Genomic DNA, 26415 nt, shown 5'->3' with positions numbered 1-26415 from the left:
CAGGTCAATGAATTTGAAGAAAAACGTAACATTGGGGGCAAGCGCTCTCGCTATTTCCGCCACTATGGTTTCAGCTGGGGAAATCGAACGACGCGGCGATCCTACCCAAATCTTGTTTCACAAGGGAAAGAACTACCTCGAATTTTCGGCGGCAACTGTGAATCCGTCGGTATCAGGTGTCGCCTTACCGGGCATTCCGGCCGGTCCAACCGGGAACATCACCAACAGCTACAAGTCCTACGCACTTGGCTACAAGCACGAGCTGAACGAGCGTGTCTCACTGGCATTCGTCATTGATGAACCGATTGGAGCGTCTGTGTCCTACGCCAGTCCTCTCGCATTCTTCGGTGGATCAAGCGCAGAGATCTCATCTATCGCCTACACCGGCCTGGCCAAGTACCAAGTCAATGACAGATTTAGCGTCTATGGCGGCCTGCGGTTCATTGGAGTTGATGGAGCTGTAACCGTTGTCTCTCCGGCGTCTGCGCCCAGCCCCTACAGTCTCAGCGTGAACAAGGACTATCAGCTGGGCTACCTTGCAGGTGTCGCCTATGAAATTCCGGATATCGCGTTCCGCATCGCTGCGACCTACGAGTCAAAAACTGAGCATGAGTTCCGCGACAACACGGGTTCACCATTTCAAGTGGAAATCCCGAAGTCTTTCACGCTGCACGCCCAGTCGGGGATCTCGGCCAACACCCTACTTTTTGGTTCGGTCAAGTGGCGCGAATGGTCAAAATTCAAGATTCAGCCGGGTGACTTTTTCTCCCTGGTTCCAGGCGTTGGCGCTGTAAACACTCCGATTGCAAAGGGGACCAGCGATATTTGGACCTATGAGCTAGGCATCGCACACAGTTTTAGCGAAAGCTGGAGCGGCGCGGCCACCATAGGATACGAAAAGGACTTGGGAGATATCGTTGGCAACTTCTCCGGCCGCGATGGATATGTCAGCTATGGCCTTGCCGCTATTTATGAAGTTGACGGCTGGAAGGTTACAACCGGCGTCCGCTACATCGACATCGGCGATGCTAATACCTCGGTCTCTTCGTTCGCGGATAACGATGCGATTTCAGCTGGTATCAAAGTCGGCTACACATTCTAAGTGAGCCAAATACATCACCTGACCGCCGCCGAACTGCTGCAGCTATCACTCGGCGGTGGTCAGGTCTCTTTCGCTGCTAACTGCCATTTCATTGGAGAAGTGGAGTTGAGCCAATTTCAAGCCGCGTTTGCGTCTATAGAAGTCGTTGAGAACAGGTCACAGATTTGGGTCAGTATTCTCTCGCGAGCCTCTGAACACTCCAAGAACAGCTCGTGCTTGGCGCCGTGTATCAGCTCAAACCGCCCGTCAGGCCAGCGCTCCATGCGATTTTGAATTGCTGAAATGCTGACAACTTCATCTTGGTCACCGCAAAAAGAGATGCAAGGAACCGCAGGAGAACGCACCTTTGACAGGCTCTTTGTCTCCTTGAGCGCCTGGAACAACCACCCCATGCTTGGCCCGCCAATTTGCAGGTCGGATTGCGCTTCGGCCTGGTCTACCCAATACTGATACATTTCGGGGTCAGTAGTGAGCCTATTGTTTTTAAACTCATTTTTGAGAACATAGCTTTCACCGGTATAACCTGGGGCATAGCTGTGCCCCTTTCCTAGGGCTCGAGCGGCCCAGGTTAGAGGCCAAGCAGCCATGCGCTCAACTGCGGAGAGATGAATATCGAACATCGGAGCGGTAAACGCACACGCATCAACAGGTAATCCTTCAGTCAGTGCTCGAAACCCAATGCATGCGCCCATCGAGTGCCCGACCAAATTCCATGGCTTCGGCAGATCCAACTCTTCCGCAGCTTGGACCATTGCAGCGACATCCATCTGGAAGGCAGAAAAACTGTTCACATGCCCTGTCCGCCGGTCCTCTGTGAACCGCTCAGCAAGTCCCTGGCCCCGCCAATCAATGACGATGGTCGTATAGCCTAACTCATTGAATGCAGATGCTGTACGACCCCAAATTTCAACATACTCCGCGCGTCCAGGGAACAGAAAAACTGTTCCTTTTCTGGGCTGTTCAGCTCTCCACAATCCAACACGCAGGCGAACACCGTCTTTCGCATGTACCCAATATGCACTGCCGTTTGCAGGCCCCTCTGCCAGTTCTGGATAAAAGGTTGCTTGTTCCATCAAACTAAATTCCTACCAGTCTTCATTTCCTTCGCCCTACCACTGTTGCAGGGCAGTACGCCAGTCACGGAAGCCAAAATACCGTGGAAGCATCTGTGAACATCTGCTTGTCCGGCTCAGTTGAATTCACTCGCTTGTTTCAATTTCTCTTCAGGAGCCCGAGTGCGCCACAAGAGACCGTAAGCGGAAATTACTACACTCCCGAACAACAGTATCGAAAATCCATAGAATTTCCCGACAACCATAAAGTTGACGGCGAGCAAAACAACAACTGAAACCATCTTGAACCACAATGCCTTAACTTGGCCCACCAACCATTTTACTTGCGAGTTCTCTCCCAGTCTTTGCCCCTCCTTTGAAGAGGCGCTGCCGTCCAATACCCAATAAATCTGAGCGAAGCAGGCGAAGAAAACAAAGCAAGTTATGAATGTTAGAAGAAAACTAGTGAAAAATGGACTTGGGTTTTGCTCAAGCCAAGACCACCCATCGCTTTTGACGCCCAAGGCTGTTAGTGCATCGCCAACCAGCCAATCTAGCATGGTCTCCCCGTCCGAAATCAAATAAGCAGCATTCACCTTGATGCATGTGGCAAGCAAAATCCCCAAAACCACGCAACGGAAAACTCCGGTCATGATCTTGGTTCCGTTTGCACGCACCTTTCTTTGATAGATCTCGTTGGGCTGCAGCTCAGGATTTATGAAGATTCTATAAAAATCATTCGCCAGAGTATACAGCAATAGCAAACCAATAAAATAAAACCAGTATATCATGCCAGAAAACAAGAACGCGAGCATTGACACAAAGATTGCTTCAGAGGTTGACATGACATCTGGACGTGAGATTGAGACAAGTATCCAGTCAACCATCGGATTTTCGGAATTACTCTCCAGTAGTGGTCGCAGGTAAACGCCATACCATTGAAGAGCAAATATTATTAGGAAACATATGAGGAAAATCGCCCAATAGGAAAATGAAAACGACTCCACTTTCTGTGCCCAGCTATTGCTCTCACTGATGCTAGTTTTAGTTACTGCGAGCGATGGGCGTCTCTCCTCTTTCCAGAAGGTTAGCAGCTCCGACACAAGAATTAGGAACAGTGGCAACACGGCCATCTCGCCAACCGTCCAGCTGAGCGACCAATAGAACCCTACTTCCTTTTCCAGCCCATCTACCGGGCTGTAGGTGACACTGTGGACACCAAAAATAAATGCCAGGAACCAGAGCACCCCCCCAGTCGTCCACACCGCAACCGGCAAGTTCAGTGAACTGCGGCCGTTGAACAGCGCTTCCGATTGTCTGGCCAGGTTGAAACGCCGCCGTGATGGCGAGCCTATAGCGTCTAGAGCTTCGGGTGCAGTAGCCTGGTCAAGCTTCGGAATATGAGGAGCATTCTGTGGTCTGGCCGGCGTATGTGGCTCGGCGGCTTGATTGGCATCAAAAACGGGCTGCTCCCCTCGGCTTTCCGCCTTTCCCTTCTGTTTCCTCCGGGCCTTCAATCGAGACTGAGACGCGCTAAGCTCCACCTGCCATTCGCTGGTTCCCTCGGGATCAGCGCAGCCAAACACTATGGCGAGCCAACGAATGTTGGTAGGGCCGATGCCCCTTTTGTTGTTTTCAAACCAAAGCTGAACTGTCCGTAGATCGACGCCTTTTCGGTTTGCATCAATCTGTGAAATTGCATCCGCAAGCAGTTCGGGTGTCCACGGGCCGATGGGATAACCATCTTTGTTCGCTGGCCGACCTACGCCTGCAGTTGTTGCATGAATGAACAGCTCCTTGAAAGTTTCTCCGCTTTTAGGTGGAGATTGGAAAAACTTACCGTTCTTTATCAAAGGCTTATACTCTTGGATTTCGTTTGGTTTCGTTGCATTTCGTTCGTTTCGTGCGGCTGACGTTGATTAGCGTATCTAGCAGCGGGATTCAATTTTATGGTGTGGGAACCAATGAAAGACGGCATCAAAAAAGGCATTGAAGCGATGGGCGTGCGTTTCGGGAAACCGCTAAGTGGGTATGAACCTGCAACGCGTACTTTGGAAACGTGTGAAGGTTTCAAGGGAAAAGCTGGCACGGAAGGGAAACGTGTCAGGGAACAGGCAGTACCGGTCGCCCAAGTCGAAGATGCTATGGGCAAGACCGGAGTTGCCTACGTTTGGAATACCGGAGAGCTGGAGCTGAGTTGGATTTGAACAGGTGTTTGAGGGGCGAGCAGTGCTCCTGGATGTTCGTTATTCTAAGCAATAGCGAAAGTTATCCACAGGGCAGTGCCGCTGCTGGAAAAATTTGAACGTCTCTGGGGGTGTTAAATTGGTGTTAGATTCAGTGTTACGGGTCCGCCAACATCAAAATTTCGCAACAAAAACAAATGAATACAGATACCCCCTGTGTGCAAAGTGGTGGTGTAGCGTGTGTAGGGTGGTGATTCACTGTGTGCAGAGTGGTGATTCCTTCAGTTGCGTCGAAGATGAAGGAAGGGCGCTAGCGTGTGTGAAGTGTCGTTCATTTTGAGCGGATTGTGTGTGAAGTGTCGTTTCGCACATGTGTGTGTGAAGTGTCGTTTCGCTTGCAAGTGTGTGTGAAATGTCGTTACTGCATCCCAAGCGTGGGTGAAGTGTCGTTTTGCCTTGGCGTGTGTGAAGTGTCGTTTTAGGGTTGGGCGTGGGTGAAGTGTCGTTACATCGCCAAAAGCGTGGGTGAAGTGTCGTTTCACACATGTGTGTGTGAAGTGTCGAAAGGAAGCGAAGAATGAGTGACTATCCTCTATTGCCGGACCGGCATCCGCAGGGAGATTTCTTCGTTTGCGATATTTTCGACGCGGCGCCTAAGGGTGATATTGGCTCGATGGAGCACCCGATTTTCTCGCTATCAACAAAGCCTGATCACCGGCCGCGCAAGTATTCCCATAACGGGATAACGGTCGAGGTCAAACCCGGACCGGATGGCTTGGCAACTGTGCATGATCGGGATGTTTTGATCTTCTGCATCAGCAATTTGATAAGGGGCATCAATGAGGGGAAAGAGCCGCAGCAGGTTGTTCGGTTCCATGCATCAGATCTCCTCAAGGCCACCAACAGGATGACCACGGGACGGGGTTATGAATTGTTGAAGGGTGCCATTGAGCGGCTGGCGGGAACGAGGATCAACACGAACATCTCCACGGGCGGCCAGGAAGTATTTGAGAACTTCGGTCTGATTGAACGCGCCAGGATTGTCCGGGAAACACGCGACGGCCGAATGCAGGAAGTGGAAATCAAGCTCAGCGATTGGGTTTTCAATGCTGTCCGCGCGCAGGAAGTGCTTACCCTGCACAAGGGTTATTTCCGGCTGCGCAAACCTCTGGAACGCAGGATCTATGAGTTGGCTAGAAAGCACTGCGGCCGGCAGAGCGAGTGGAGGATAGGCCTTGATACATTGCACAAGAAATGCGGTTCCGGATCTTCGTTGCGGGAGTTCCGCAGGCTAGTAGGGGCGATTGCCAAAGAAGACCAAGAATTCGGCCACATGCCGGACTATCAAATCAGGGTGGATGACGAGAAGAATCAACTGCACGTAGTGAGCCGCGGAACGGTGACGGCTGAAACTTCCGCCGTGGTTGAGATCCCTCCGCTTGATCCGGATGTCTACGAAATGGCCAGAGAGGCGGCACCAGGTTGGGATGTCCGCATGATCGAGCAGGAGTGGAGAGGCTGGGCCAGCGAACTGCCAAAAAACCCGGAAATGGCATTTCTGGGTTTCTGCCGTAAGTGGTTCAAGAAACGCGGTCGGCCTTAAACTGGGGCGTTGCTGCGAATTTTGTGTCAGACCGTCATTTGATTGCAGGGCGGCATATTGCCTTGCTCTCAGTGCCGAGCGTTTCACAGTAACGCCCTTCGCTTCTCAGCTAGCGCCTCCTGCACCCCCAGGCGCGATGCCTATCCGAAGATCTTGAGACTCCGGGAAGGCCAAGGAGAGAAGACATCAATATCTATGAGCACGGGATCCTTCGGCCAGAAACTTTGCCTGGCTGCAAGTTCCGATGGCAGTTCTGTCTGCAAGCAATCAACGCGGGCGCTTTTTGGATCAAAAAACAACTGCGCGCTGAAAGCTGATGTTGACACGAATTTAATATTCGTGGCAAACACCGATTACGGGATGCCACGGCTTCTCGTTAAACAATCATCTTGCTAGGAAGTCGTCGCCAACAGGGGACGACACATGCCGATAGAGAGATATCAATCCTTGGTCACGATCGCTGGCGTTATTAGCTGGAAGAAGGCGGGGAAGGTCTTTCAAGTTCGGTACGACCTAGTAAAACTAGGGGTGAAAAGCGGTGCGCCGGCCTACAACTGCACATATATTGTTGACGGCCAGGAACATGTTTTGGTCCCAACAAATCCTGGACCGAGCGGCTTCATCGAGAAACGCCAGATCAACCTTTGGCCGGGTATTCTCAAAAAGCATCACCTCGAATTCGGCGACGGTTCGATGCTGGTTTTCAATCCACAGGATCAAACCATCACGACTTGGGTGGTCGGAGCTGATGGGACAGCTGAAGTCGGTACAGTCGGGAAAGATTGTACGCGTTCAGAAAGCTGATCACTGTACTGCTGAAACGCAGTCTTCCCAAATAGACTTTAAGAACAAGCGCGAGCTGGGTGCCGTTACCTCCCCGTCGGCAAAGTTTGCGCGGCGCATGTTTGTGGCCCAGACATGCGCCAAAATTTTCCACGAGCATTCTGAATTTCGCCTGCAATGGGCGAGATCCCGCGGTGTCGGACCCGCGGGTTATTTCTGTGCATCTGAAACTACGAAAGGAACGAGGGATATGCACTTTTCGAAGAACCTGAAGACTGGCGCACTGGCTGCGGCAGTAGCTGTGGCGGGCACCGGGGCTATGGCAGCCGGTTCGGATACCGGCGTTGAAGCCGGTTTCTATGCGCTCGGTCAGGACCTGAACACCATCCTGGCTGGGGCCGGTGGTTACGTCATCATGATCCTGTCTGTGATCATCGGCGGCGTGACCCTGGCCGTGACCGGCCGCTGGGGCCAGGTCGCTATCGCCGTGGGTGTGGCAATCTTCCTGGGCTACGGCATCCAGACCCTGACCAGCCTCGGCGGTGTGACGGCAAGCACCGACCTTCTGGAACTGTCGGCCGTTGAGGCCCCCGTTTCGGAAACCGTCACTCAGTGATCTGGACCTGCTTCCCGCGCCTTCGGGTGCGGGAAGCAATCCCTGAAAGGAAGAGGCATGAGCAACGTCGTCAAAGTGGAACAGAGGCTGCAAGACCCGCCGCAGTTCTTTTTTCTGCCCGCCGATGAGGCGGTGGCCGGGCTGTTTCCAGTAGTCATGGGCCTCTTGGGCCGTCAGGCGTTTCTAGGATTTGCCGCCGGTCTTGCTTTTTATTTCATCTGGAAACGTGTGAAAGGCGAACGCGGACTGCAGGGCTTGCTGGCGCTTCTCTATTGGATCACTCCGAAAGAGGTCACCCTTTACCGTTCTTTCCCTGATAGCGCTGTCAGCGCCTGGAGGGCGTGATGAACTTTCAAAACATGGGCAGAGCCTTGAGCCGGTCGCGGCGCGCCGTGTTTGCACTGGGCGGCCTCACTGTTGCGCTGGTTGCTGCCAATCTGATGCTGTCGGCCAAACTTTGGTCTCAGTCCAATCAGGTCGTTCTTGTGCCTACTACGGTCAGTGACGGGATGGTGGCGCGCGGCTCGGTGGACAAAGGCTATGTTGAGGCACTGGCGCTGGATGCTGTCTACGCGATGTACAACAGCTCGCCGCGGACCCTTCATTACGGGCGCAGCACCTTGGAACGGCTGAGCGGCCCGGCTGAACGGGCCAGCATCCTGGATACCTACGACCGGATCTCCAAGGACATCACCGAACGCAAGATCTCGACCGTCTTCTTTCCCCGAAAGATCGAGCACAATTTTGCCAGCTATGAAGTGGTGGTTGAAGGCGACCTCGCTACCTACCTGGAAACAACTCAAGTCACCCGCGAAGACCGCCGGATTTTGATCCGGTTCAAGCCGCAGGCCGGTTCAGTCCGGCTCGCCGCTATCGGGAAAATCTCAGCGGAGGAGTGAAGCTGAACATGTTGAAGTCTATGAAACTGGCTGCGGTCTTCGCAGCCGGGCTGGCGGTGGCTTGCCCGGTGAATGCGGCAGATCAGCGTTTTACCGTCTCAGAAGATGGCCTTGTCCGCTTCAAGGCATCTGTCACCGGCATTACCCGAGTCAGTGTCGTGGGCGACCGGATCACTTCGATTGTTAACGACAATGAGGCATCGGTCTATCAGGTCCGCAACGATGAAAAGACCGGGGATCTGTTCCTCAAATACGCAGGCCCGGAAGGAATGCCGGAAAAGGAAGGCGGGTATCTTGTCACGGAAAAGGGCCTGACAGTCGCCTATGAAATCCTGCCGATCCGGGCCAGCACGCAAACCGCTCTGATCACCGTCAGAAGCAAGAACCCGGAACCGGAGGCGGCTGCGGGCAGCGGTAGCTTTGCGGAAACGTCATTTGGCGGCGGCGACGGCCTAGCTGCACAGCTGACGGCCGCAACCCGCGACACCATCAGGTCTAAGATCCGCAGTCCGCGCCCGGGCAGCGCTCGGCACGGCGCGCTGATTACCTCGCACCGCACCGGTGAGCTGGTGGGCGAGGTCCGCGTGGCAGCGGCCGGCAAGTCCGCCCGTCAGGTTCGGGAGCAAGAGTTTTACCGGGCTGGCGTGCTGTCAGTCTGGGTTCAGAAAAAAAGCCTCGCCGCCGGTGAACGGTCCTGGGTTGTTGTTGTGAGGGCGAAGTGATGGCTCAGAAAGACCGCAAAAAGAACCAGATCATTGCGATTGGCATTGTTGGCGTCGTCGTGGTTGGGGGCTTCGTTGTTCTTGGCGCAATGATGAACCGTGGGGCAGGGGGCGCGGGTCTCCCGAACCGCTCCAACCCTACGGTTGACGAAACGATAATTTCGGACCGCACGGCTGCGGCCTCACCGGAAATGTCCTGGATCACCTCCGGGCGGCTCCAAATGGAGCGTCTTCAGAAGGAGCTGCAAGAGCAGCGCAAGCTGGTCGAGCAGTCCCGCCGCGAAGCCGTACAACAGGCTGAGGCAATCCGGCAGGAATATGATGAGCCTATCTTGCAGCTGATCGAAAAGATTTCGACGCTGGAAACCCAACTGGCTGAAGCCAAAAACCGCCCGGCCTCAAGCGGGCCGGAGCAATCATTCAATGCCGCGGCCCAAATTCCTGGCAAAGAGCAGTTGACCCGGGACCCTGCTGAAATCGGGCCGGGAAGTGACTTCATTGAGCGCCGCACCCCTACGCGCACCACACCTCGCCGGACGGGGCAAACAGCCGGTGATGGGGAAGGGGTCTCGGTGCGCAGCAACTTCGGGCAGAGTTTCACCCTCGCCACTATCGAGCAGCCGGAAACAGAAGAACGCGAGATCCGCCGCCTGGGAAGCTATCTCCCGGCAGGCAGCTACGCGCCAGCAGTTGTCCTCTCGGGTGCAGATGCGTCCACGAATGTTTCCAACCGGGACAATCCGATTCCGGTTCTGTTCCGGATTACCGGCTCCGCGGTGACCGCAGCACTTGGAAACCGTCAGCCCGCGCGGGTGAACCTGAAGGGGTGCACGGTGCAGGGCTCCGCTACCGGTGATCTGTCCTCGGAACGGGTCAAGGTGCGCCTGATTTCCATGACCTGCGTAAACCGGCAGGGCGAAGTTCTGGAAACCAAAGTCGCGGGCTACATGGCCGGGTCCGGCAAGGAAGGCGTGCGCGGGCACGTCGTGAGCCGTGAAGGCGCCAACGTCCGGAATGCCGCCATCGCAGGTGCTTTGGGTGGCCTAGGCAAGGGGCTAAGCGCCGGAGCTACCGCTTCTCTCAGCCAGGAAAACGCTTCGGTCAGTCAGATCCTGCAGAGCGCAGGCGCAGGCACGCTGGCAGGCGGAGCTGAAGAAGCCGCCAGCACTCTGGCTGATTATTACATCAAACGGGCCGAACAGTATCAGCCGGTGGTCTCCCTCTATGGCGGAACCAAGGTCGAGCTCGTGTTTCTCGAAGGGGTGGAGCTGGGTCAATGAAGAAAATCGCAAGCCTTTTGCTTATTGCGCTGGCCGCTGGCTGCGCCAATCCGAACACGGAAAAAGACTTTCTGTGTGAAGCACAGCAAGGGTCTCCCTGTACCACTATCGGTGCTGTGGATGGCACTGGAGCAGCCGCCGTGACCTCTGTTCAAGAGCGCCCGGAAGACACTGCTGTGAAGAGCCTCGCGCAGAACCCGCTGTTCTCCAGCAAAGGGGCTTTCACCGGCCTGCCGGACGGCGGTTTTCCGTACAACGCCGCGGCCTACCGCTCTCCGGAAGTCGTCGGAACGCTCTGGATTGCGCCGATCCTTGATGAAGGCGGGATCATGCATGAAGCGCGCTTTGTGCATTTCGTGATCCAGGAAGGGCAGTGGCGCCAGTGATGAGCAAAGCCAACACAAGAGTCCTGAGCGACAAAGCAGCCCGCATGGTTTCGATCAGGCAAGAGCGGCGCAAAGCTGGTTTTGTCGAAGTGACGGTGTGGCTCCCTGTAGAGCAAGTTCGCCACTTCCGTGACAAGGCTTGGCAAGCAGTTGAAGCCGTCGGCCGCACTTTCCCACGCAACAGCCTATTGGGCCAAAAACGCCGTCAGAGGGGCAGGAAATGACATTCTTTCGTGATGTGATGGCTGGGCTGTTCGGTGACGTTCCTTGGACAGAGGACGAGCCGGATCTGATGGAGGGCGATGTGCTCTCTGACATTCTGCCGTGGCGGGCCTATGACCCGGAGCACAAACTCTATCATTTTACCCATGGCAGCGGCTTCCTGATGGAAGTGGGGGCGTCGATCGGTCAAAACGATCTGGCGGAGAATATCGGCGGTGTCATTGCCGCAAACCTACCGTCCAGTGCCACATTTCAGGTGCTGAACTGGACCTCCCCCGCCATTGAACCGGTTGCCGGGCGCTGGAAATCGGCGCGTCTTGGCCGGTCGGCTCTGATTGACGAAATGGTCAATCAGAGGGTGTCTCACCTTCAGAATATGCGGTTCGGCATTGAAGAAGACGGTGCCCGTGCAATCCCCTTCGACAGGCACATCTTTGTCGCCGTCTGGTTGGAATCGGAAGAGTTGGCCATCGAGGACGAAAAGCGCCTCAAGTCCATGCGCTCGGCCCTCAGGAATGTGTTCAGCACAGCCAGCTGGTCGATGGATGTGGAACCGCCGCGGTTCCTCGCTCTCCTGCGCGAGCTGTTCCACGCGGCTCGCCCGGAAGGCAGCGGCGAGGACTGGGACCAGGAAGCCTATGACGACAACATGCCGCTCAACTATCAGCTGCCCGGCGCGTCCCTGCGTGTTGGCAGCCAAGCGCTTCAATTCTCCGGAACACCTGAGCTGGCGGCTACTGTCTCTTCGGTGAATGCCTATCCGCCGGAATGGGTCTTTGGTCTTGGTATGGCACTCAACGGCGATCCCGCCCGGCTGATGGACCGCCCGCTTGGTCCGGTTCTGACATCGTTCACGCTGAAGGCGATGCCAGGCCAGAAGGCCGGGGCGTTCATCCTGAAGAAACGTGGCATGGCGGAACACGCCGCCAACAGCTCGTTTGGAAAGTTCGTCCCGAACTTTGGGGAGAAAAAGGCAGAGCTGGACGCGCTGGCAGCAGAAATCCAGGCGGGCGAACGCCTCTTTGAAACCCTCTATACCATCGTCGCCTATGCCAGGGGCGGTGCAACAGAAGCACAGATGGCGGCAGGCGAGGTGGAATCTATCTACCGGCGCCAGCGGATCAAGCTCTCCAAGGATACTTTCCTGCAGTTGCCCTTGTTCCTTGCCAGCCTTCCGTTTGGATGCTCGGGCAAAATGATGTCCGACTTCGGGCGGCAGATGCGTATGCGACTGATGAAGTCGGCCGCCGCGATGGCCTTCCTGCCGGTACACGGGGAGTGGATGGGCAATGCCCGCGGAGCCGGAATGTTGCTGGCCGGACGTCAGGGGCAGGTGTTCCAGTGGGACAATTTCCGTTCGTCGGGCAACTACAACACCGCTGTGGTAGGCAAGTCCGGAGCCGGTAAATCAGTGCTGATGCAAGAACTGGCGGTGGGGATCTACACTTCCGGCGGCAACGTCCTGGTGATTGACGACGGCTATTCGTTCAAAACCACGGCGGAAATCCTGGGCGGCAAGCACATTGCTTTTGACGGCCAGACCCGCAACCGCCTCAATCCGTTTTCCCTGCTCGATGCGGGTGCCATGGGGCAGGACGAATACAAAACCGATGCCATCGAGCTGGTCACCCGCGTTGTTGCCTCGATGGCTGACCTCGGCGGCCATACCGGCGGACGGGTTGAAGGGGTAGAAGAGGACTATATCCGCGCGGCCATTGCCCAGGTCTGGGATGAAAAAGGCCGGGACGGTGAAATCTCCGATGTGCGCGACCGGCTGCAGGATGCCGCGAATGGTGAACCGCGGCTGCCTGATGTGGTGCGCAAACTCAACCGGTATTCACGCGGCGGTGCCTACGGCCACTACTTTGAAGGTGAGGCCAATATCACACTGGATTCCCCGTTCACCGTGGTGGAGCTGAGTGACATCAAGGGGCAGGCCGGTCTTGAGGCGACCATCTTGCAGATCGTCATGTTCCTTGGCACCGAACTGATGTTCAAAACTTCCCGTTCCACGCCTACAGCCATCGTGATTGATGAAGCTTGGGATCTGCTGAAAGGAACCGGCACAGCGGCCTTTATCGAGGGTGTCGTGCGCCGGGCGCGGAAATACACCGGGGCGCTGATCACCGGCACGCAGTCGATGCAGGACTATAAGGCCAACCCGGCCGCCAGCGTCTGCCTGGAAAACTCTGACTTCCGGATCTTCATGGCCCAGAAACCGGAGAGCATCGACGCGCTGCAGAGCATCGACCCGCCGGTGAAAATGCTCCTGAAGTCGCTGACATCGGTTCCGGGCCGGTTTTCCGAACTCGCGATCCAGATGCCTGAGGGTTTTGCCTACGGGCGTCTGCTGCTCGATCCGTTTTCGCTGGCGGTGTTCTCTTCCAAAGGCTCCACGGTCGAACGGGTGAACCACTACAAAGCCCAGGGCATGAGCACAGTGGAAGCCATCAAAACCCTTGTTGAGCGGGGGGAAGTGGCATGAGCTGGCAGAAGAAGACCCTCATTGCGCTTGGTATTGTGGCTCTGGCCCAGGCCGCTGTGTTTGTGTTCCTGCTGTTGCCGGATGATGAGCCTCCTGCGGTTGCGGTTTTCGATCCGGAAAGAAGCCTGACCATGTTCGTGGTCTGGTCGAATGGCCGGGTGCCGGACGAGCAATTCGGGGACACCCTGCCAGCATTCCAGCAGGCCGTTCAGTTGGAGATTGACCGGCTTTCCAGTCAGACCGGTCAGGTTGTCGTCCGTAAGGGCGCGGTGCTGTCGGCTGCGGGCCTTCAGGCCGCTGACATCACCGGCATCATCATGGAAAAGGTGCTGAGTGATGCGGCGTTCTAAGCTGGTTTTAATCCTGCCTGCCTTGGCTGTGGCGGCTGCCGGTTACTACGGGCTTGCCTGCGGGCGTCTGGTTGTAAATTCAACCAGCAGCCTGAAAGGCAATGCCTACGCAATGGTGACCTGGCCGCTGATCTTGCGGCCGGGTGCCATCGTCGCGGTTGAAATGCCGGAGGTTCTGGAGGGAAAGTTCGGCGGGCATGAGCTTTATCTGACCAAGCGGATTGCCGGGGTTGCCGGCGATCCGGTCCGCCGCTCGGGCAATAGCCTCTGCATCAATGGCACCTGTGTCGAGGGGCAGCTGAAGAACGGCGCGCTTGTTGCACCGCTCTGGCAGGGCGATGTGGTGCCGGACGGCATGATTGCCGTGTTCGGAGACAGCCCAGACAGCCTGGACAGCCGGTATTCAGTGATCGGCCCGCGGCCGGTGGCGGAAGTCGTCGCCGCAGGATTTGAAATCCCTTTCCCCCATTGGACTGACCTTGCGGAGCGCTGGAAATGAAACATCACCGCCGCTGTCTTCAAGCTGCTGTTCTGGTTCTCGCTGCTGCTGCAGGGCAGGGGGCGGCCAAGGATCTCGGCACCCACGGCCCTTTGTTCGAGGTGGCTGAACCCTCTCTGCTGGACACGATCAAGACCCGGCTCCTGGAAATGGAAGCGGCTGGCGAGCTGGATCAGATGCGGCAGGAAATGCAGGACACCACACGGGCCTATGTGAACCGGCCGCGTCCGGTTCAGGGGCTCGGGAAGGCAGAGGAATATGCGGTTTGGGAGGTCGATATGTCGATCACCCTGAAAGAGGATCTGGCGGACCATCAGGGCCGGGTCTTCGCCCGCGCTGGCACGGTTGTGAACCCGTTGGCCTATTCCCGCTTTGAAAAGCGCATCGTCCTGCTTGACGGCGACGATCCCGACCAGGTGGCCTTTGCGCTGGCGGATGGCGGCGAGTTGGACACGCTTCTGGTGCTGGTGAACGGTGATCCGCTGGGTCTGATGCGCGAGCATGGCCGCCGGTTCTACTTCGACCAGGATGCTGTGCTGGTGAAGCGCTTCGGTATCCGCAATGTGCCTGCCGTGGTGCAGCGCGCGGATCCCGTCATGCAGGTGGAAGAAATCGCGCTCGGCAAGGGCGGGGAGGTGCTGCAATGAACCTGCGCGCTCTGATCCTGGCCTTTGCCTTCGGCCTCGCCGCAACCCAAGCGGCAGCAATCTGCAACAAGCGGTTTCTGAACCCCATCACGGAAGTTTGCTGGGACTGCATCTTTCCTATCTCAATCGGCGGCCTGAGCCTGAGCTTCGGCGCCAGCCGCCCGGACACGAGAAACCAGACCTTCCCGCTCTGCGTCTGTCCGGGTGTGCCGCCCCGGCTTGGCCTGTCCATCGGTCTTTGGGAACCGGCCCGGCTGGTCGATGTAGCAAATGAACCCGGTTGCTTTGTGAACATGGGCTTTGACATGGATTTCGGGCTGCTGTCACTCGGTAAATCCTCTGCTACCCAGCAAAGCGGCGGCAGCACCGGGTCGCGCTGGCAGGCACATTATTACTTCTATCCGCTGATTTCCTGGCTTGGTGTGGTGGTCGATGGCCTCTGCCAGCAAAGCGCGCAGTTCGATGTTGCCTATATCTCGGAAATTGACCCGCTCTGGCAGGACGCGGAACTGAACAACCTGATCAATCCGGAGGCAATCCTGTTTGCCAATCCGATTGCCCAGGCGGCCTGCGCTGCGGATTGCACAAAGGCGTCGTCCGGCAACTTGCCGATGGATGCGCTGTTCTGGTGCACCGGCTGCGGCGGTTCGATCTACCCTATCCAGGGCGATGTCGCGGCTCATGTTGGCGGGGTGATGGCAAGCCAGGTGGTTGCAACCAAGATGGTAGCCCGGATGCACCGGCTGCTGATCGCACGGAAAACCGCGTCGGAAAGACCGCTTTGCCAGACCCAATCGCAGCCGGTGATCAAGAAAAGCCAGTACCGGATGCAGGTCACGCGCCCGCGCCCCAAAACCTCGGGCCGGTACGCCTGCGGCCCCATCGGCTTTTCAGCTCAATACGTGGATCGGCTGAGAGAGTTCCCCTTCAAAGGGGAATCCTTCGGCTGGCTGTTCTGGAGGAAGAGAAATTGCTGCGCACTCTGACTTTTGCACTGTCGGTTGGACTGGCGGCTGGATCCGCATTGGCTGTCACGTCCCTGCCCCTTGGCGCCCAGGAGGCTGGGGAAGGTGTGACCGAATACGCACCGGGCAGCACCGGGCGGATCACCGCGCCGCTGGCGACCATCGTTGACACCGCCAAACAGCAGGGCGAGGTGCTGCGGCAGACCCTGCGGCCGCTTGATGAGGCGGAAGGGGCCTTTTCTGACGTCGATTTCGACGGGCTGCGCACCCGCGCACTGTCGGATCCCCGTGTCAGGGCCTTGCTTGGTGCCGATGCCACCGGGGGAGCTGCCAGTGACGCGGAAGAAGTGCGGTACGACGGTGCCACCATCTTCTTGCTGGCCTCTTTCTCGATGCCCAAGGAGTCATTGCGGCAAATGATGGCTGAAGCCCGGAAATTCGGTCTGCCCATCGTGTTCCGCGGGTTCGTGAACAACTCGGTCTATGAAACTCAAGCAGCCTTGGAGGAGACGTTTGGCTCTCTGGATGATGCCGTGGGCTTTTCCATCGACCCTACAGTGTTCACCCGGTTCCGGGTCACGTCGGTGCCGCAGGTCATTGCCATGAGTGAAGCGGTCGATGTCTGCGAAACATCTGGTTGCGAAGCGGACCCTGTGCCGCTGCATGACCGAGTGGGCGGCAATGTTCCGGTCGAATTTGCCCTGCGCCTGATCGCGGAACAGGGGGAGGCCGGCGCTTCTGAAGCCCAGCGGCTGCTCTCCCAGCAGGAGGCCGCAGATGCTGAATAGATCTCTTTCCCTTGCCCTGATGGCCGTCCTGCTTGGCAGCGGCGCCTTTGCGCAATCCTTCATGGATCGCGCGGCGGCTGCAGCCGATGGGTCTGTCAATACGGGCAGCACCTTCCGGGATGAAACGATCAACGAGGTGGTGACGCCCTTTGAAACCTCCCGGCCGCCAGAGGCGGGCATGAGGCACACCACGTTCGAGGACCGCATTCTGGAAACCCGCGATGCGGACAATAACCAGGGCCGGGTTCTGCGCGCGACAGAAGACAGCGCGCTCATCCGTCCGGACATCGACATCGACGGGCAGGGGGAACTGTTCGATGACGCCAATTGGGCACATGAGAATGCAGAGGACATTGCCGGGCGGTATTTCAGCAGCGAAACCGGCAGCTGCACCACGCCGGAAGTTCCGGTTTCAGACGTGCGCGATGAGTTCTGCGAGAGCTTGCCTGCGCGGGAAGAAAAGACCTGCCGCCTGATCCGGAAAATCTGGGTGGACCGCACCGACACCTACCGCTGCGACAGGCGGGCCTCGAATTTCGTGCAGGTCTGCGAAAAGACCAATGAATATGAGTGCAAGGTCAACTCGAACCGGGCTGCCTGCATTCGCAGAAAAATCCGGATTACCGGCGGTGATGTAACCTGGAGCGGAAAAACCGCAACAATCAGCTTCCCGGCCGCCTCGCCAACCTCGAACGATGGCAGCAGCCATCTGAAAAAGCATAGATTTTCCATAGAGGTCTCAGACCGGTTTGCCCCGGATGAAGTCATCATGGAGCACGTTGAGGCCCGGGGCGTTCTGCAGGTTTTGGCCGGGAACACAGTTGTTGGCACGTTCTCCCGCACCCGTACCGGCCATTTCCTGAATGGCCGTGGCAATGCGTGCCCGGCCAATGACACAGACGGCTTGCTTGTCCCTATGGTGAAATTGGGACCTCCCAGCTTCAATCAAAATCAGCACTACAGGTGCTTCTGGGGACCGCCCTTCGGTGGCATGGGCGTGCAGCCTCTGGCGGCGATTATCAAGAAACCTCTGACAGATAGCGGCGCACTGCAGCCGCCGTCATCCGGTCCCGGCGTTTTCTCAAGCGGCTGGGATATGCCTGAAGGCCCTACTAACTGGCGGGCAAAAGTCTACAGGCTCATCGAGCATGGCAACGATAAAATTCTGCAGTGGTTCGAATGCCAACCGCTGGAGCATGAACTCTGCCATCAGATGCAGGTTCTTTCCCGGAGTGAAACCGTCTCCAAAGATGTGCTTCGGTTCATCAACCTGAATACTTATCCCCGGTCCCGCCCTGACAAAGGTCAGCGGTTCCGCAAGACCGACTTCACAGCCCGCGTAGTCTACGCCGGAGGGACATCCAATGGCGGTAGAGCCAAGATCACCATCAAGTTTGATGGCGCTTGCTGTGACAGCTTCAGAAACGTCGGAGAGGAGGTCTGCGAATGAACCGTCTTCTCCTTCTTCTCTTTGCCCTCCTGTTCTGGGCTGCCCCCGCCTCGGCCGAAATTACTTGCGGAGATACCGAATACAGCTGTGTGGAAACAGACACGGCGTCCACAGGTGGCATACGCCTCACCAGCTACTGTTCGCGCGAGGCAGGAACTCGCTCCTGCCGTGACAGCGCTCCGCTGGATGAATGCACCGCCACGCGCGCCAGTGTTAATTGCACCAGGACCAACCGCCGCTGCGTCGATTACCGCAACGGGGAATGCCGTCAGTGGCGGCTTACGTACTCCTGCCTGAATGAAGACGACGATATGAGCCCCGCGCGGCTTGTGAAAACCGAGTTCGGGCCGACGCAGGAGGAAATCATCAACCGCTGCGGCAGGTTTGAAGGCAACGAGGAATGCGAGCTGGTTGAGACCATCACCGAGGAGGGGGCGGAGGTCCGCGACATCAACCGCAAGAGCTTTTCCCGGAGCTGGTGGAAACGGAAGCGCGTCTACAGCTGCCTGTCCGTTGGCGAAGGCGACACCACTTGCGGGCCGCTGGAAAGCGATCCGACCTGCATCCTGCAGGGCAACACCTGTCTTGCCAGGCGTAATGGTGTCTGCACGAACCGGGAGTATCACTACCGCTGCGGTGTCTCTTCCGGGGATCTGGAAACCAGCTGCGAGCCGATCAACGTCTGTGTCGGTGACAACTGCATCGGGGTCGAGCAGGAAACCTCGGATGATTTCGGCAGATCTGCCGCCTGGCTGAACGTGCTGGCGCAAATGCAGGAAGAATACCGGGAACAGGCTGCCACCGATCCGAACGATGTGCGGTTCTTCCAGGGCACCACAATGACCTGCAGCAAGGCGCCGGGACGTAATTGCTGCGGGACCGGGGGTCTCTTTGGCGGCACCTGCCCGGAGTCTGCTGCGATCCTGCGGGACAAGCGGGAAGCAGGCGCGACCCATTTTGTCGGCGTCACCTGCCAGCAGAAGGTTTTGGGGGCCTGCGTCAAGAAGCGCTACCACTACTGCACCTACAATTCGAAATTCGGCCGGGTCTTCATCGAGGAGTTCAAGAAGCAGGTTGATCAGGGGTGGGGCACGCCGGGCACAGCGAACTGCGGCTATGTCACCATCGAAGATTTTGGGAATGTGGACATCGAGGAAATGGATCTGTCGCCGGTCTTCGGTGACATCATGAGCGATATTCAGGTTCCCGTCTCCGAAGACCTGCAGGACTTCTATGAAGACCGGTTCCCGTCGGCCGACAGCCAGGCGCAGGACGCATTCGAGGAGCTGGGCAAATGAACCGGCGCAGCTTCCTTCTGTCCAGCCTCACCGCAGCGGCGGCACCGGCATTTGCCGGTGCCCAGGAAAACCCCGGCGTCGGTGTGATCTTCATCGGGGCGTCCTGGTGCTCTTTCTGCAAATCCGCAGCGCCGGTGCTGGCGGCCATGACCCAGCCCGCCGGCATCCCGGTCCTCGTTGCCTCGCACGATGCGCGGCCGATCCCGCCGTTTGCAGAAGTGACCGATGCCAGAACGCACCCGGTTGCCGCGCAGATTTCCGAGTTCCCCACCACTTTGATCTACTCGCAGGCTGCCGGGGAAATCACAGGCCAGATTACCGGTTACCGCAATGCGCGCCACTACGCGCAGTCCGTGCGGGCCGCAGTTCTCGCCGCAGCCGGGAGGACAGGCTGATGCTGAAACCACTGACCCTTGCCGCACTTCTTGCCTCTGCAGCCTATCCCGCCAGCGCGGGCCTCATTTGCAATGGTGAAGAGGTGGACGGTTGGCACTTCTATTGCGATCCTGAACCTGAGCCGGAACCGGTCAAGCCGGAACCCGCACCGGAGCCGGAACAGGAAGCCAGGGAAGAACCACAGGAGCCGGAAGAACCGAAAGAGCTGACGGCCACTGAGGAGATCGAGGCGTTCCGGGAATATGCCGACGAGCTGAAGCACCGCGCCATTCTCGATCCGACGCCGGAAAACGTGCAGGCGTATATGGAGGTCAACAAGCAGATGGCGCAGCAGGCGGCGCGTTTCGCAGCCGTCTGGCAGCGCGTGCTGTTCGGATCGCCCCACCTCGATGCCAACACGCGCCGCCCGCTGACCCAGATGGGAACCAACATCTATCAGGACCAGCGCAATGCAGCGGAGCAGGCAGCGCTGCGCCGGGCGGCTCAAGAGGCCGGTCTGATCTTTGTCTATGACAACCCCGCGGACTGCCGCTTGTGCCTCGCGCAGGCGCAGATCCTCGACGGCATCCGCAATGCCTACGGCGTGGAAATTCTGGCGGTGTCCACCGATGGCAGCCCCATCGAATTTTTCCCAGACGCGGTTCAGGACGCGGGCCAGCTTGAGGCCCTTCAGCTCGCGGACAAGCCGCGCCCCTTCATAGCCATTGTCGATGCCGCCAGCGGGGAAACCCAGCTGATCGGAGGCGGACTGCTGACAGAAGATCAAATCCTGGAGCGCGTCTACGTGGTCCGGGAAGTGCCCATGGGCGAACGGTATCAGTGAAGGAGCAGGCAGAATGGCGTATTTCATCAGCAATATCCCAGTGGATCCGGCAACTGACGACGGCCAGAACCTCCTTGGCCGGGCGCATCAGGAACACAGCCGCATTACCTGCGGCTGCCGGAAACCGGCTCCGCAAATGTACGTGGCCTGCGTGAATGGTCGGTTCCTCCTGAAGCGGATGCCGGGCACCGGCGCGGAACACGCGCCCCGCTGCGAGTCTTTCTTGCCGCCTGAAGATCTCTCGGGCCTTGGACAGGTGCAGGGCAGCGCGATCAAGGAAGATCTGGACAGCGGAACCACGACGCTGAAGGTCGATTTCCCTTTGACCATGGGCAGCAAGCGTCCGGCACCGCCCGCGCCTTCAGGGAAAAAACCGACAGAGGCCAAGGCCAGCCCGCGCAAGCTCGGCCTGTCGAGCCTGCTGCAATACCTGTGGCATGAGGCCGACCTAGTGAAATGGACCCCGGCGATGCAGGGAAAACGCTGGTGGGGGCCGGTACAGCGTGCGCTTTTGAACGCGGCGGCCGGGAAATCCGCCAAGTCCAGAGACTTGCGGGATATCCTCTATGTTCCGGACTACTGGAAGGCGGAGCGGAAAGAAGAGAACGCGGCGCGCCGGGCTCAGCTTCTGCGCGGCCTTCAGCCGCCTGCGCGCGGCACGGCACCGCTTGGCCTCGTGGTGGCCGAATACAAAAGCCATGAAGCCACCGGCATGGGTGCGCGCTTCCTGTTCAAACACGCGCCGGATTGCGCCTTTTTCGCGGAAGAGGACCTGGTGCGGAAGTTTGAGAAGGTGTTTGCCGATCAGCTCATGCTCGCGGATGCCCTGGGTGACGTGCATGTGATGGTAATCGCCACCTTCAGCGTTGCCAAAGCCGGATACCCCGTTCTGCGGGAAATCGGCATGATGCTGGTTACTGCCAGCTGGATCCCGTTTGAAACCATCCGGGACTATCAGCTGATCCAGGCTCTGACAGAGAGCAGGCGCGCTTTCCTCAAATCCCAGCGGTTCACCCTCGACCATGAAACCCCGATTGCCTGCGCGGTGCTGACTGATCTGGAAAGTCCGGTATCGCTGTTCGTTGCTGATCCCGCCGCTGACACCAATGCAGTCGCGGCCCTGCGCGAAGTGGCTGCAGAAGGCACCTATCCTGCTTGGCTCTGGCTTGACGAGGACGCGATGCCGGATCTCCCGCAGCAAGGTTGCCTTGGGCCGGACAAGCAAGCCGCCGCCTCCGCAGGAGCCAAAATACAAGAGGCAGACAACAGCCATCAGCAGGAAGAGGCAGGCCAATGAAACGCAAACTTCTGAACCTTTTGACCGCGGCCGCGCTCCTTGCTGCAGGACCCGTCAGTGCAGACATCGGAAACGATCTCAAGAACTTCTGGGAGCGCACTGGCGGCGGTGTGAACGTCACAAAACCGACGGCCTATAAAGGCCAGCAGGCGGGCTATGCCACGCTTGGCTCCCTCTATCTGCGCACCCGGCCGCGCAACAGCCAGCTTGCAGCCATTCAACTGCCCTCCGTTCGCGCGGGGTGCGGCGGCATCGACATCTTCGGCGGCGCCTTCTCCTTCATCACCGAGGAGGAGCTTATCGCGCTCATGGAAGCGATTATGCAGAACGCCGCCGGTTTTGCATTCGAGCTGGCACTGGAAAGCCTGTCGCCTGCGGTGCAGGAAATCGTCGCCAAACTGCGGGATTTGATCCAGCAGGTGAACGCGGGAAACATCAATTCCTGCGAAGCAGGGCAACTGCTCACTGCCTCGCTCTGGCCTAAAATGGACGGGGCATCCCAGCACGTCTGCCAGACTATTGGCGGTTATACCGGCCGGTTTGCAGACCGCGTTGCCTCCCGCCACGGCTGCGGCACTGGCGGCCAGCATAACTCGACGCTGGGGCGCGCAAGCGGGGCCTTAGCTGAGCAAGTGCCAACTGATGTGAACTATGCGTGGCGTGCGGTGAAGAAAAACAACTTCCTTGCTTCCAATCCGCGCATCGCAGAATTCTTCATGACCCTCACGGGCACGATCATCACCGTGTCGCCTGAAGATGATGACGAAAGCCCGACGCACCGCACCATTCCGCCGCGTGCCCTATCGCCGGATGCTGCCAAATCCCTGGTTGAGGGCGGCGCCTACAAAAGCCTTCAGTGCGATGAAACAAATGACTGCCTGCACCCGGTTTTCAGAAACAGGACTATCGCTGCCCGCAATGCACTGTTTTCTGTTACGGCTGAAGCGATCCAGGGACTTTCGGATGCTATCAGCAACGATACCGCCCCACCGGACGAGGCCATTGCGCTCATCAACCTGACCACCATTCCGGTCTACAAGCACCTGGTTACGGCCAAGAGCTACAAATACGAGTTTGTCCAGGACGACATCAACTCGATGGCGGAGCTGGTCGCGGTCGATCTGGCAATTGCCTACATTGACGAGGGCATGAACGAGATCCTGAACTCGGCCGCCAACGTCGATATTGCCGGTGACATCAACCGGGAGTTTCAGGACACGGTACGCCAGACCAAAGGCGTGCTGCAGGACCTGCGGGCGTCTGCACAGCGGAAATACGCTGAAGCTCTGCGCAACCTGGAGCGTCTGAGCCTTGCCAGGGGTGAACTGGCTGCATCGTCCAACGCGATTTTCGGCAACATCATCAATCAGACCGGGGGGCAGTGATCTATGCCCGAACTCGAAATCCACACGGTTGGCGGCGGCTACTATCTCTATGACGTCTTCAACTACCTCGCAGCATTCACCGGCTCCGGGAACTTTGAGGCGCTGATCTATGGCGGGATCGTCATGGGCGTGCTGGCTGCAAGCCTCCATCTTGCGATCTTCGGCGCTGCGCGGCAGGCGGTGACCTATTTTATCGGCGTCCTGCTGGTGGTCACCGTCGGCCTCGGCCCCAGGGCTCGGGTGATCATCATGGATTCCACTGTGCCTCTTGGCATCTACGGAACCGTGGACAATGTGCCGTGGTCCGTGGCCTGGGTCGGGTCGCTGACATCGAGGGCCAGCGCCTCGCTTACCGATGTGATGGAAACGCTGCTCGCTGCGCCGGATAACTTGACCTACCAGAAATCCGGAATGCTCTTTGGCTCCACCATTCTGAGCCAGGCCGCCCGCTGGCGCTCGGTTACGCCGGTTGTTCAGGAAACCCTCGTGAACTTCATGGAAAATTGCATGGTCGATGGCTCAAACATCGGCATTGTCGATGTGGGCGAGCTGGGGCAGGCAGGCAACCTGGTCAACTACATCGGCGCCAATGTCCCGCAATCGCTGGCCTACTATGATCCGGTTCTTGAAGAAACCACGACCTGTGCGGACGGCTGGCCGCAGATCAGTAACCGCCTCAACAATGAAGTGCAGAACGTCCTTTACCAGAAGGCCGCAGCGATGGACCAAAGCCACTTTGCGGCAGATCCCGCGTTGTCGGCGGCCGATATGCGGAGGACGCTCAATCAGTTTCAGAACTTCATCGGCATGACCTCGGCCGGCGCTCAGGCAACTATCCGGCAAACCATGCTGGTCAATTCGCTGGACGGCGCGGTGCAGCGGCTGATTGCTTCCTCGGGAAACAACGCGGCCATGACCGCCTATCAGGCCGCACGGACAGAAGCCCAGACCACGGCCAGCTACAGCGCCGTGGGGATTTCGGCCCTGAAATGGGTGCCGCTCCTGAAGATAGTCTTTGAATCGCTCTATTATGCAGCCTTCCCGCTGGCGATGGTCATGATGATGACGCCCTTGGTGTGGAACGTCATGAAAGGCTATTTCGGCGGCTTCCTCTGGCTGGCTGCGTGGGATCCGCTTTCCGCCATCCTGCATTCCATCGTCATGAAAGCCAGCTCCGGTTACTACCGTGAAGCAATGGGCTCTTTCAGCACAGGGGCTCTCGACTATTCCCTGACCTTCGCCAATTACCTCGGCGTCCGCGCGGTCGAACAGGACGTGGGCACTGTCGCCGGCTACCTGATGATGTCGGTGCCCTTTGTTTCCACCGTGATCCTGTTCGGCGCGAGCCGCATGGCTGGCCTGGCGACGTCGATGCTGAACGTGGGGCAGGGGGCTGCAATTGAATCGGGCCGCGAAGCAGCCACCGGCAATATCTCCCTATCCAATGCCAGCATGAACAATTTCGCGGCCAACAAGTGGAATACCTCCGCCGTGCGGGATGCGGGGGCATCCACCGTCCGGATGGCAAATGGCGCGATGCGGACCGTGAACGCAGATGGATCTTCGACCTTTGCGACCGGCACTGCCCAATCGACCGGCGGCATGTCGGCGCGGGTGGGCCAGACCATCCGGGAAGAAGTTTCTGACCGGAAGGAATCCGCAATCCGTAACGCCAACTCCTTGCGCGACGAATGGAGCACAGCGCTCAACCAGACCGCCGCGAATTATGCGAACTTCGGCCGGTCTCTGACCAACGGCACCAGCGCGGTCAGCGACAGCTCTACCTCACAGAGCCATAGGTGGACGGAAGAGGCGCGCGAAGCGCATACAGCGGTGGAGAACTTCGCCAAAGAACACGGTATTTCCGTCGATGCCGCTTACAAGGTGGCGTTGTCTGCAAGCACCCCAGGCGGCACTGTCCTCGGAGCACAAGGCAGTATCAATGGGACGGGTCTTGATAGTGACTCCTATCGTCGTGTTGCGTCTGCCGCGCGGGACTCGGGACTGACGGAAACTGTTGCCAACTACGGCGATGCGGTAAAGTCGATCCGGGCCAGCGAGCACAGCAGTCTGACCAATACCGAAGACGGCGGCGAGCGTTGGAGCATCGACAATGTGCAACGTAAGGGCAACGCTTATGCGGAGGCTCGGGAAGAGGCCGAAACCTTGGCCTCGGCCGAAAGCAATCTCTATTCGCATGGGATCAGCTATGATGGTCAGCTGACCGACGCGGTAATTGGCGAATGGCGCGAAGCCGGATACAGCGAAAACCAGATCTCCGGCTTCCTCAACCCTAAGTCCACTGCTGGCGTGAAGGCCCAGGAGGCTGCCGTGGAGAAAGTCTTGCCCGGGTTGCTTCAGGAGCTTGGCCTGGACCGGCCAAACCCGGGATTGGCGGAGGCTCATACTCTCTCTCGCCCGAAAGAGGAAATCACCACCCAGCGCCTGCCATCGAGCGGCATGGATCATCATAAAGAATTTGGCCGGATCACTGAGGCCACCGGCAAGGTTCAGGGTGCCATCGAAGGCCGCCGGACAGCATTGTCCGAGCAGGCAACCTCCAAGGCCACAGAAAACGAAAGGGCTGTGGTGGACGGTCAGGACTTTGGGGTAGTGCCGGGGGCTGTCGTCAAGGTTGGAACAACTGTCATGGACGTTGCTGACAGTGCAATGGATGCCGTGGGGGAAATTTCCTCTGCCATCACCGGCACGCCTCAGCTTTCGAACTATGACCGTGACGTGATGATCCGGACCATCGCCGGAGAGGCAGGACGGGAAGGCGAAGCAGGCCAGGCGGCAGTCGCGCATGTGATCATGAACCGGGTTGCGGATGAGCGCTGGGGAGACAATCCGGCCGAGGTCAGCCTGCAGCTCAAACAATTCTCCGCCTGGAACAACGGGGTTGGCGGAAACAGCCTGCCCACAAATCTCGAAGAAGGCAGCGCTGAATACGAGCGGATCGGCCGGATTGTCGATGGCGTTGCCGCCGGACAGATCCCCGACGTGACCGGCGGTGCCACCCATTACTATTCGCCCAAGGGCATGGAAGCACATGTGGCCGCCGGCGAACAAAGCAATTCGGTGCCCACCTGGCTCGGCAGAGAGTCACAGGCGCGCGGGCACCAGAATGTTCAGATCGGCGGCCATATCTTTACCGGCCTCACGAGGGAAAGCGAATGAT

Annotated in this window: 26 protein-coding genes and 1 pseudogene; 25 read left to right on the top strand and 2 right to left on the bottom strand. The window is 58.1% G+C overall.

What is annotated here, in order from left to right:
- Positions 1 to 7: 7 nt before the first annotated feature.
- Positions 8 to 1102 carry an OmpP1/FadL family transporter gene (locus R2C4_RS01355; protein ID WP_141889258.1) on the top strand — a complete coding sequence of 365 codons (1095 nt, stop codon included), beginning with the start codon at positions 8 to 10 and terminating at the stop codon, positions 1100 to 1102.
- A 116-nt stretch (positions 1103 to 1218) separates the two neighbouring features.
- Here the strand turns inward: R2C4_RS01355 and R2C4_RS01350 are convergent, their stop codons facing one another.
- Positions 1219 to 2175 carry an alpha/beta hydrolase gene (locus tag R2C4_RS01350; RefSeq protein ID WP_141889257.1) on the bottom strand — a complete coding sequence of 319 codons (957 nt, stop codon included), beginning with the start codon at positions 2173 to 2175 and terminating at the stop codon, positions 1219 to 1221.
- A gap of 116 nt (positions 2176 to 2291) precedes the next feature.
- Positions 2292 to 4007, bottom strand: coding sequence for an RcgA family putative transporter (locus tag R2C4_RS01345; RefSeq protein ID WP_141889256.1), 1716 nt, complete (start codon positions 4005 to 4007; stop codon positions 2292 to 2294).
- 111 nt (positions 4008 to 4118) lie between these two features.
- Here R2C4_RS01345 and R2C4_RS01340 point away from each other — a divergent pair, with 111 nt between their 5' ends.
- The 24 genes and pseudogenes from R2C4_RS01340 to R2C4_RS01230 all read left to right on the top strand — a co-directional run bounded on the left by R2C4_RS01340 (position 4119) and on the right by R2C4_RS01230 (position 26414).
- The gene (locus R2C4_RS01340) at positions 4119 to 4361 is read left to right on the top strand and encodes a hypothetical protein (protein ID WP_141889255.1); all 243 of its coding nucleotides are present in this window, start codon (positions 4119 to 4121) and stop codon (positions 4359 to 4361) included.
- 556 nt (positions 4362 to 4917) lie between these two features.
- Positions 4918 to 5943 (top strand): replication initiator protein A, encoded by a 1026-nt coding sequence (locus R2C4_RS01335; protein WP_141889254.1) that lies wholly within the window; start codon positions 4918 to 4920, stop codon positions 5941 to 5943.
- Between the two features lie 423 nt (positions 5944 to 6366).
- Positions 6367 to 6747, top strand: coding sequence for a hypothetical protein (locus R2C4_RS01330; protein WP_141889253.1), 381 nt, complete (start codon positions 6367 to 6369; stop codon positions 6745 to 6747).
- A gap of 229 nt (positions 6748 to 6976) precedes the next feature.
- Positions 6977 to 7342 (top strand): hypothetical protein, encoded by a 366-nt coding sequence (locus tag R2C4_RS01325; RefSeq protein WP_096790495.1) that lies wholly within the window; start codon positions 6977 to 6979, stop codon positions 7340 to 7342.
- Positions 7343 to 7399: 57 nt separating this feature from the next.
- On the top strand, positions 7400 to 7687 hold the full coding sequence (gene traL / locus R2C4_RS01320) for a type IV conjugative transfer system protein TraL (protein WP_065267734.1): 288 nt from the start codon (positions 7400 to 7402) through the stop codon (positions 7685 to 7687).
- On the top strand, positions 7687 to 8241 hold the full coding sequence (locus R2C4_RS01315) for a TraE/TraK family type IV conjugative transfer system protein (protein WP_141889252.1): 555 nt from the start codon (positions 7687 to 7689) through the stop codon (positions 8239 to 8241). Before traL ends, R2C4_RS01315 begins: the two co-directional genes overlap by 1 nt.
- A gap of 20 nt (positions 8242 to 8261) precedes the next feature.
- The gene (locus R2C4_RS01310; RefSeq protein ID WP_167510220.1) at positions 8262 to 8963 is read left to right on the top strand and encodes a TraK domain-containing protein; all 702 of its coding nucleotides are present in this window, start codon (positions 8262 to 8264) and stop codon (positions 8961 to 8963) included.
- The gene (locus R2C4_RS01305; protein WP_141889250.1) at positions 8963 to 10243 is read left to right on the top strand and encodes a TraB/TrbI/VirB10 family type IV secretion system protein; all 1281 of its coding nucleotides are present in this window, start codon (positions 8963 to 8965) and stop codon (positions 10241 to 10243) included. The genes R2C4_RS01310 and R2C4_RS01305 overlap by 1 nt, the downstream gene beginning before the upstream one ends.
- Positions 10240 to 10629 (top strand): TraV family lipoprotein, encoded by a 390-nt coding sequence (locus R2C4_RS01300; protein ID WP_141889249.1) that lies wholly within the window; start codon positions 10240 to 10242, stop codon positions 10627 to 10629. The genes R2C4_RS01305 and R2C4_RS01300 overlap by 4 nt, the downstream gene beginning before the upstream one ends.
- On the top strand, positions 10629 to 10853 hold the full coding sequence (locus tag R2C4_RS01295; protein ID WP_096790500.1) for a hypothetical protein: 225 nt from the start codon (positions 10629 to 10631) through the stop codon (positions 10851 to 10853). Before R2C4_RS01300 ends, R2C4_RS01295 begins: the two co-directional genes overlap by 1 nt.
- Positions 10854 to 10921: 68 nt before the next feature.
- Positions 10922 to 13336, top strand: a complete 2415-nt coding sequence (locus tag R2C4_RS01290; protein ID WP_244940700.1) for a TraC family protein — start codon at positions 10922 to 10924, stop codon at positions 13334 to 13336.
- Positions 13333 to 13686: a TrbI F-type domain-containing protein gene (locus tag R2C4_RS01285; RefSeq protein WP_141889247.1), complete on the top strand. Its 354-nt coding sequence runs from the start codon at positions 13333 to 13335 to the stop codon at positions 13684 to 13686. Before R2C4_RS01290 ends, R2C4_RS01285 begins: the two co-directional genes overlap by 4 nt.
- Complete coding sequence (locus tag R2C4_RS01280) at positions 13673 to 14185, top strand: S26 family signal peptidase (protein WP_141889246.1); 513 nt, start codon at positions 13673 to 13675, stop codon at positions 14183 to 14185. The genes R2C4_RS01285 and R2C4_RS01280 overlap by 14 nt, the downstream gene beginning before the upstream one ends.
- Positions 14182 to 14832, top strand: a complete 651-nt coding sequence (gene traW, locus R2C4_RS01275) for a type-F conjugative transfer system protein TraW (RefSeq protein ID WP_141889245.1) — start codon at positions 14182 to 14184, stop codon at positions 14830 to 14832. The genes R2C4_RS01280 and traW overlap by 4 nt, the downstream gene beginning before the upstream one ends.
- Positions 14829 to 15818 (top strand): conjugal transfer pilus assembly protein TraU, encoded by a 990-nt coding sequence (gene traU, locus R2C4_RS01270; protein ID WP_141889244.1) that lies wholly within the window; start codon positions 14829 to 14831, stop codon positions 15816 to 15818. Before traW ends, traU begins: the two co-directional genes overlap by 4 nt.
- Positions 15819 to 15904: 86 nt before the next feature.
- Positions 15905 to 16585 carry a type-F conjugative transfer system pilin assembly protein TrbC gene (gene trbC / locus R2C4_RS01265; protein WP_244940699.1) on the top strand — a complete coding sequence of 227 codons (681 nt, stop codon included), beginning with the start codon at positions 15905 to 15907 and terminating at the stop codon, positions 16583 to 16585.
- Positions 16575 to 18035 carry a hypothetical protein gene (locus R2C4_RS01260; protein WP_141889243.1) on the top strand — a complete coding sequence of 487 codons (1461 nt, stop codon included), beginning with the start codon at positions 16575 to 16577 and terminating at the stop codon, positions 18033 to 18035. Before trbC ends, R2C4_RS01260 begins: the two co-directional genes overlap by 11 nt.
- Positions 18032 to 18340, top strand: a pseudogene (gene traN / locus R2C4_RS21505) (conjugal transfer protein TraN); the annotation flags it as partial. The gene R2C4_RS01260 and the pseudogene traN (R2C4_RS21505), both read left to right, overlap by 4 nt.
- A 6-nt stretch (positions 18341 to 18346) precedes the next feature.
- Entirely contained in the window at positions 18347 to 19333 is a 987-nt protein-coding gene (gene traN, locus R2C4_RS01255; protein ID WP_244940698.1) for a conjugal transfer protein TraN, read from the top strand.
- Positions 19330 to 19728 carry a TlpA family protein disulfide reductase gene (locus R2C4_RS01250; RefSeq protein WP_141889241.1) on the top strand — a complete coding sequence of 133 codons (399 nt, stop codon included), beginning with the start codon at positions 19330 to 19332 and terminating at the stop codon, positions 19726 to 19728. The genes traN (R2C4_RS01255) and R2C4_RS01250 overlap by 4 nt, the downstream gene beginning before the upstream one ends.
- A complete protein-coding gene (locus tag R2C4_RS01245) occupies positions 19728 to 20552 on the top strand; it encodes a conjugal transfer protein TraF (RefSeq protein WP_141889240.1) in 825 nt (274 codons plus the stop codon). The genes R2C4_RS01250 and R2C4_RS01245 overlap by 1 nt, the downstream gene beginning before the upstream one ends.
- Positions 20553 to 20565: 13 nt before the next feature.
- Positions 20566 to 21849 (top strand): DUF1173 family protein, encoded by a 1284-nt coding sequence (locus R2C4_RS01240; RefSeq protein WP_141889239.1) that lies wholly within the window; start codon positions 20566 to 20568, stop codon positions 21847 to 21849.
- Positions 21846 to 23234, top strand: a complete 1389-nt coding sequence (locus R2C4_RS01235) for a conjugal transfer protein TraH (RefSeq protein WP_141889238.1) — start codon at positions 21846 to 21848, stop codon at positions 23232 to 23234. The genes R2C4_RS01240 and R2C4_RS01235 overlap by 4 nt, the downstream gene beginning before the upstream one ends.
- A 3-nt stretch (positions 23235 to 23237) precedes the next feature.
- Positions 23238 to 26414, top strand: coding sequence for a conjugal transfer protein TraG N-terminal domain-containing protein (locus tag R2C4_RS01230; protein WP_141889237.1), 3177 nt, complete (start codon positions 23238 to 23240; stop codon positions 26412 to 26414).
- Position 26415: the final 1 nt, after the last annotated feature.

Origin of the sequence: Leisingera aquaemixtae, assembly GCF_006740765.1 — a bacterium.
Lineage (GTDB): Bacteria > Pseudomonadota > Alphaproteobacteria > Rhodobacterales > Rhodobacteraceae > Leisingera > Leisingera aquaemixtae.
This window is presented reverse-complemented; position numbering and strand designations above follow the sequence as displayed.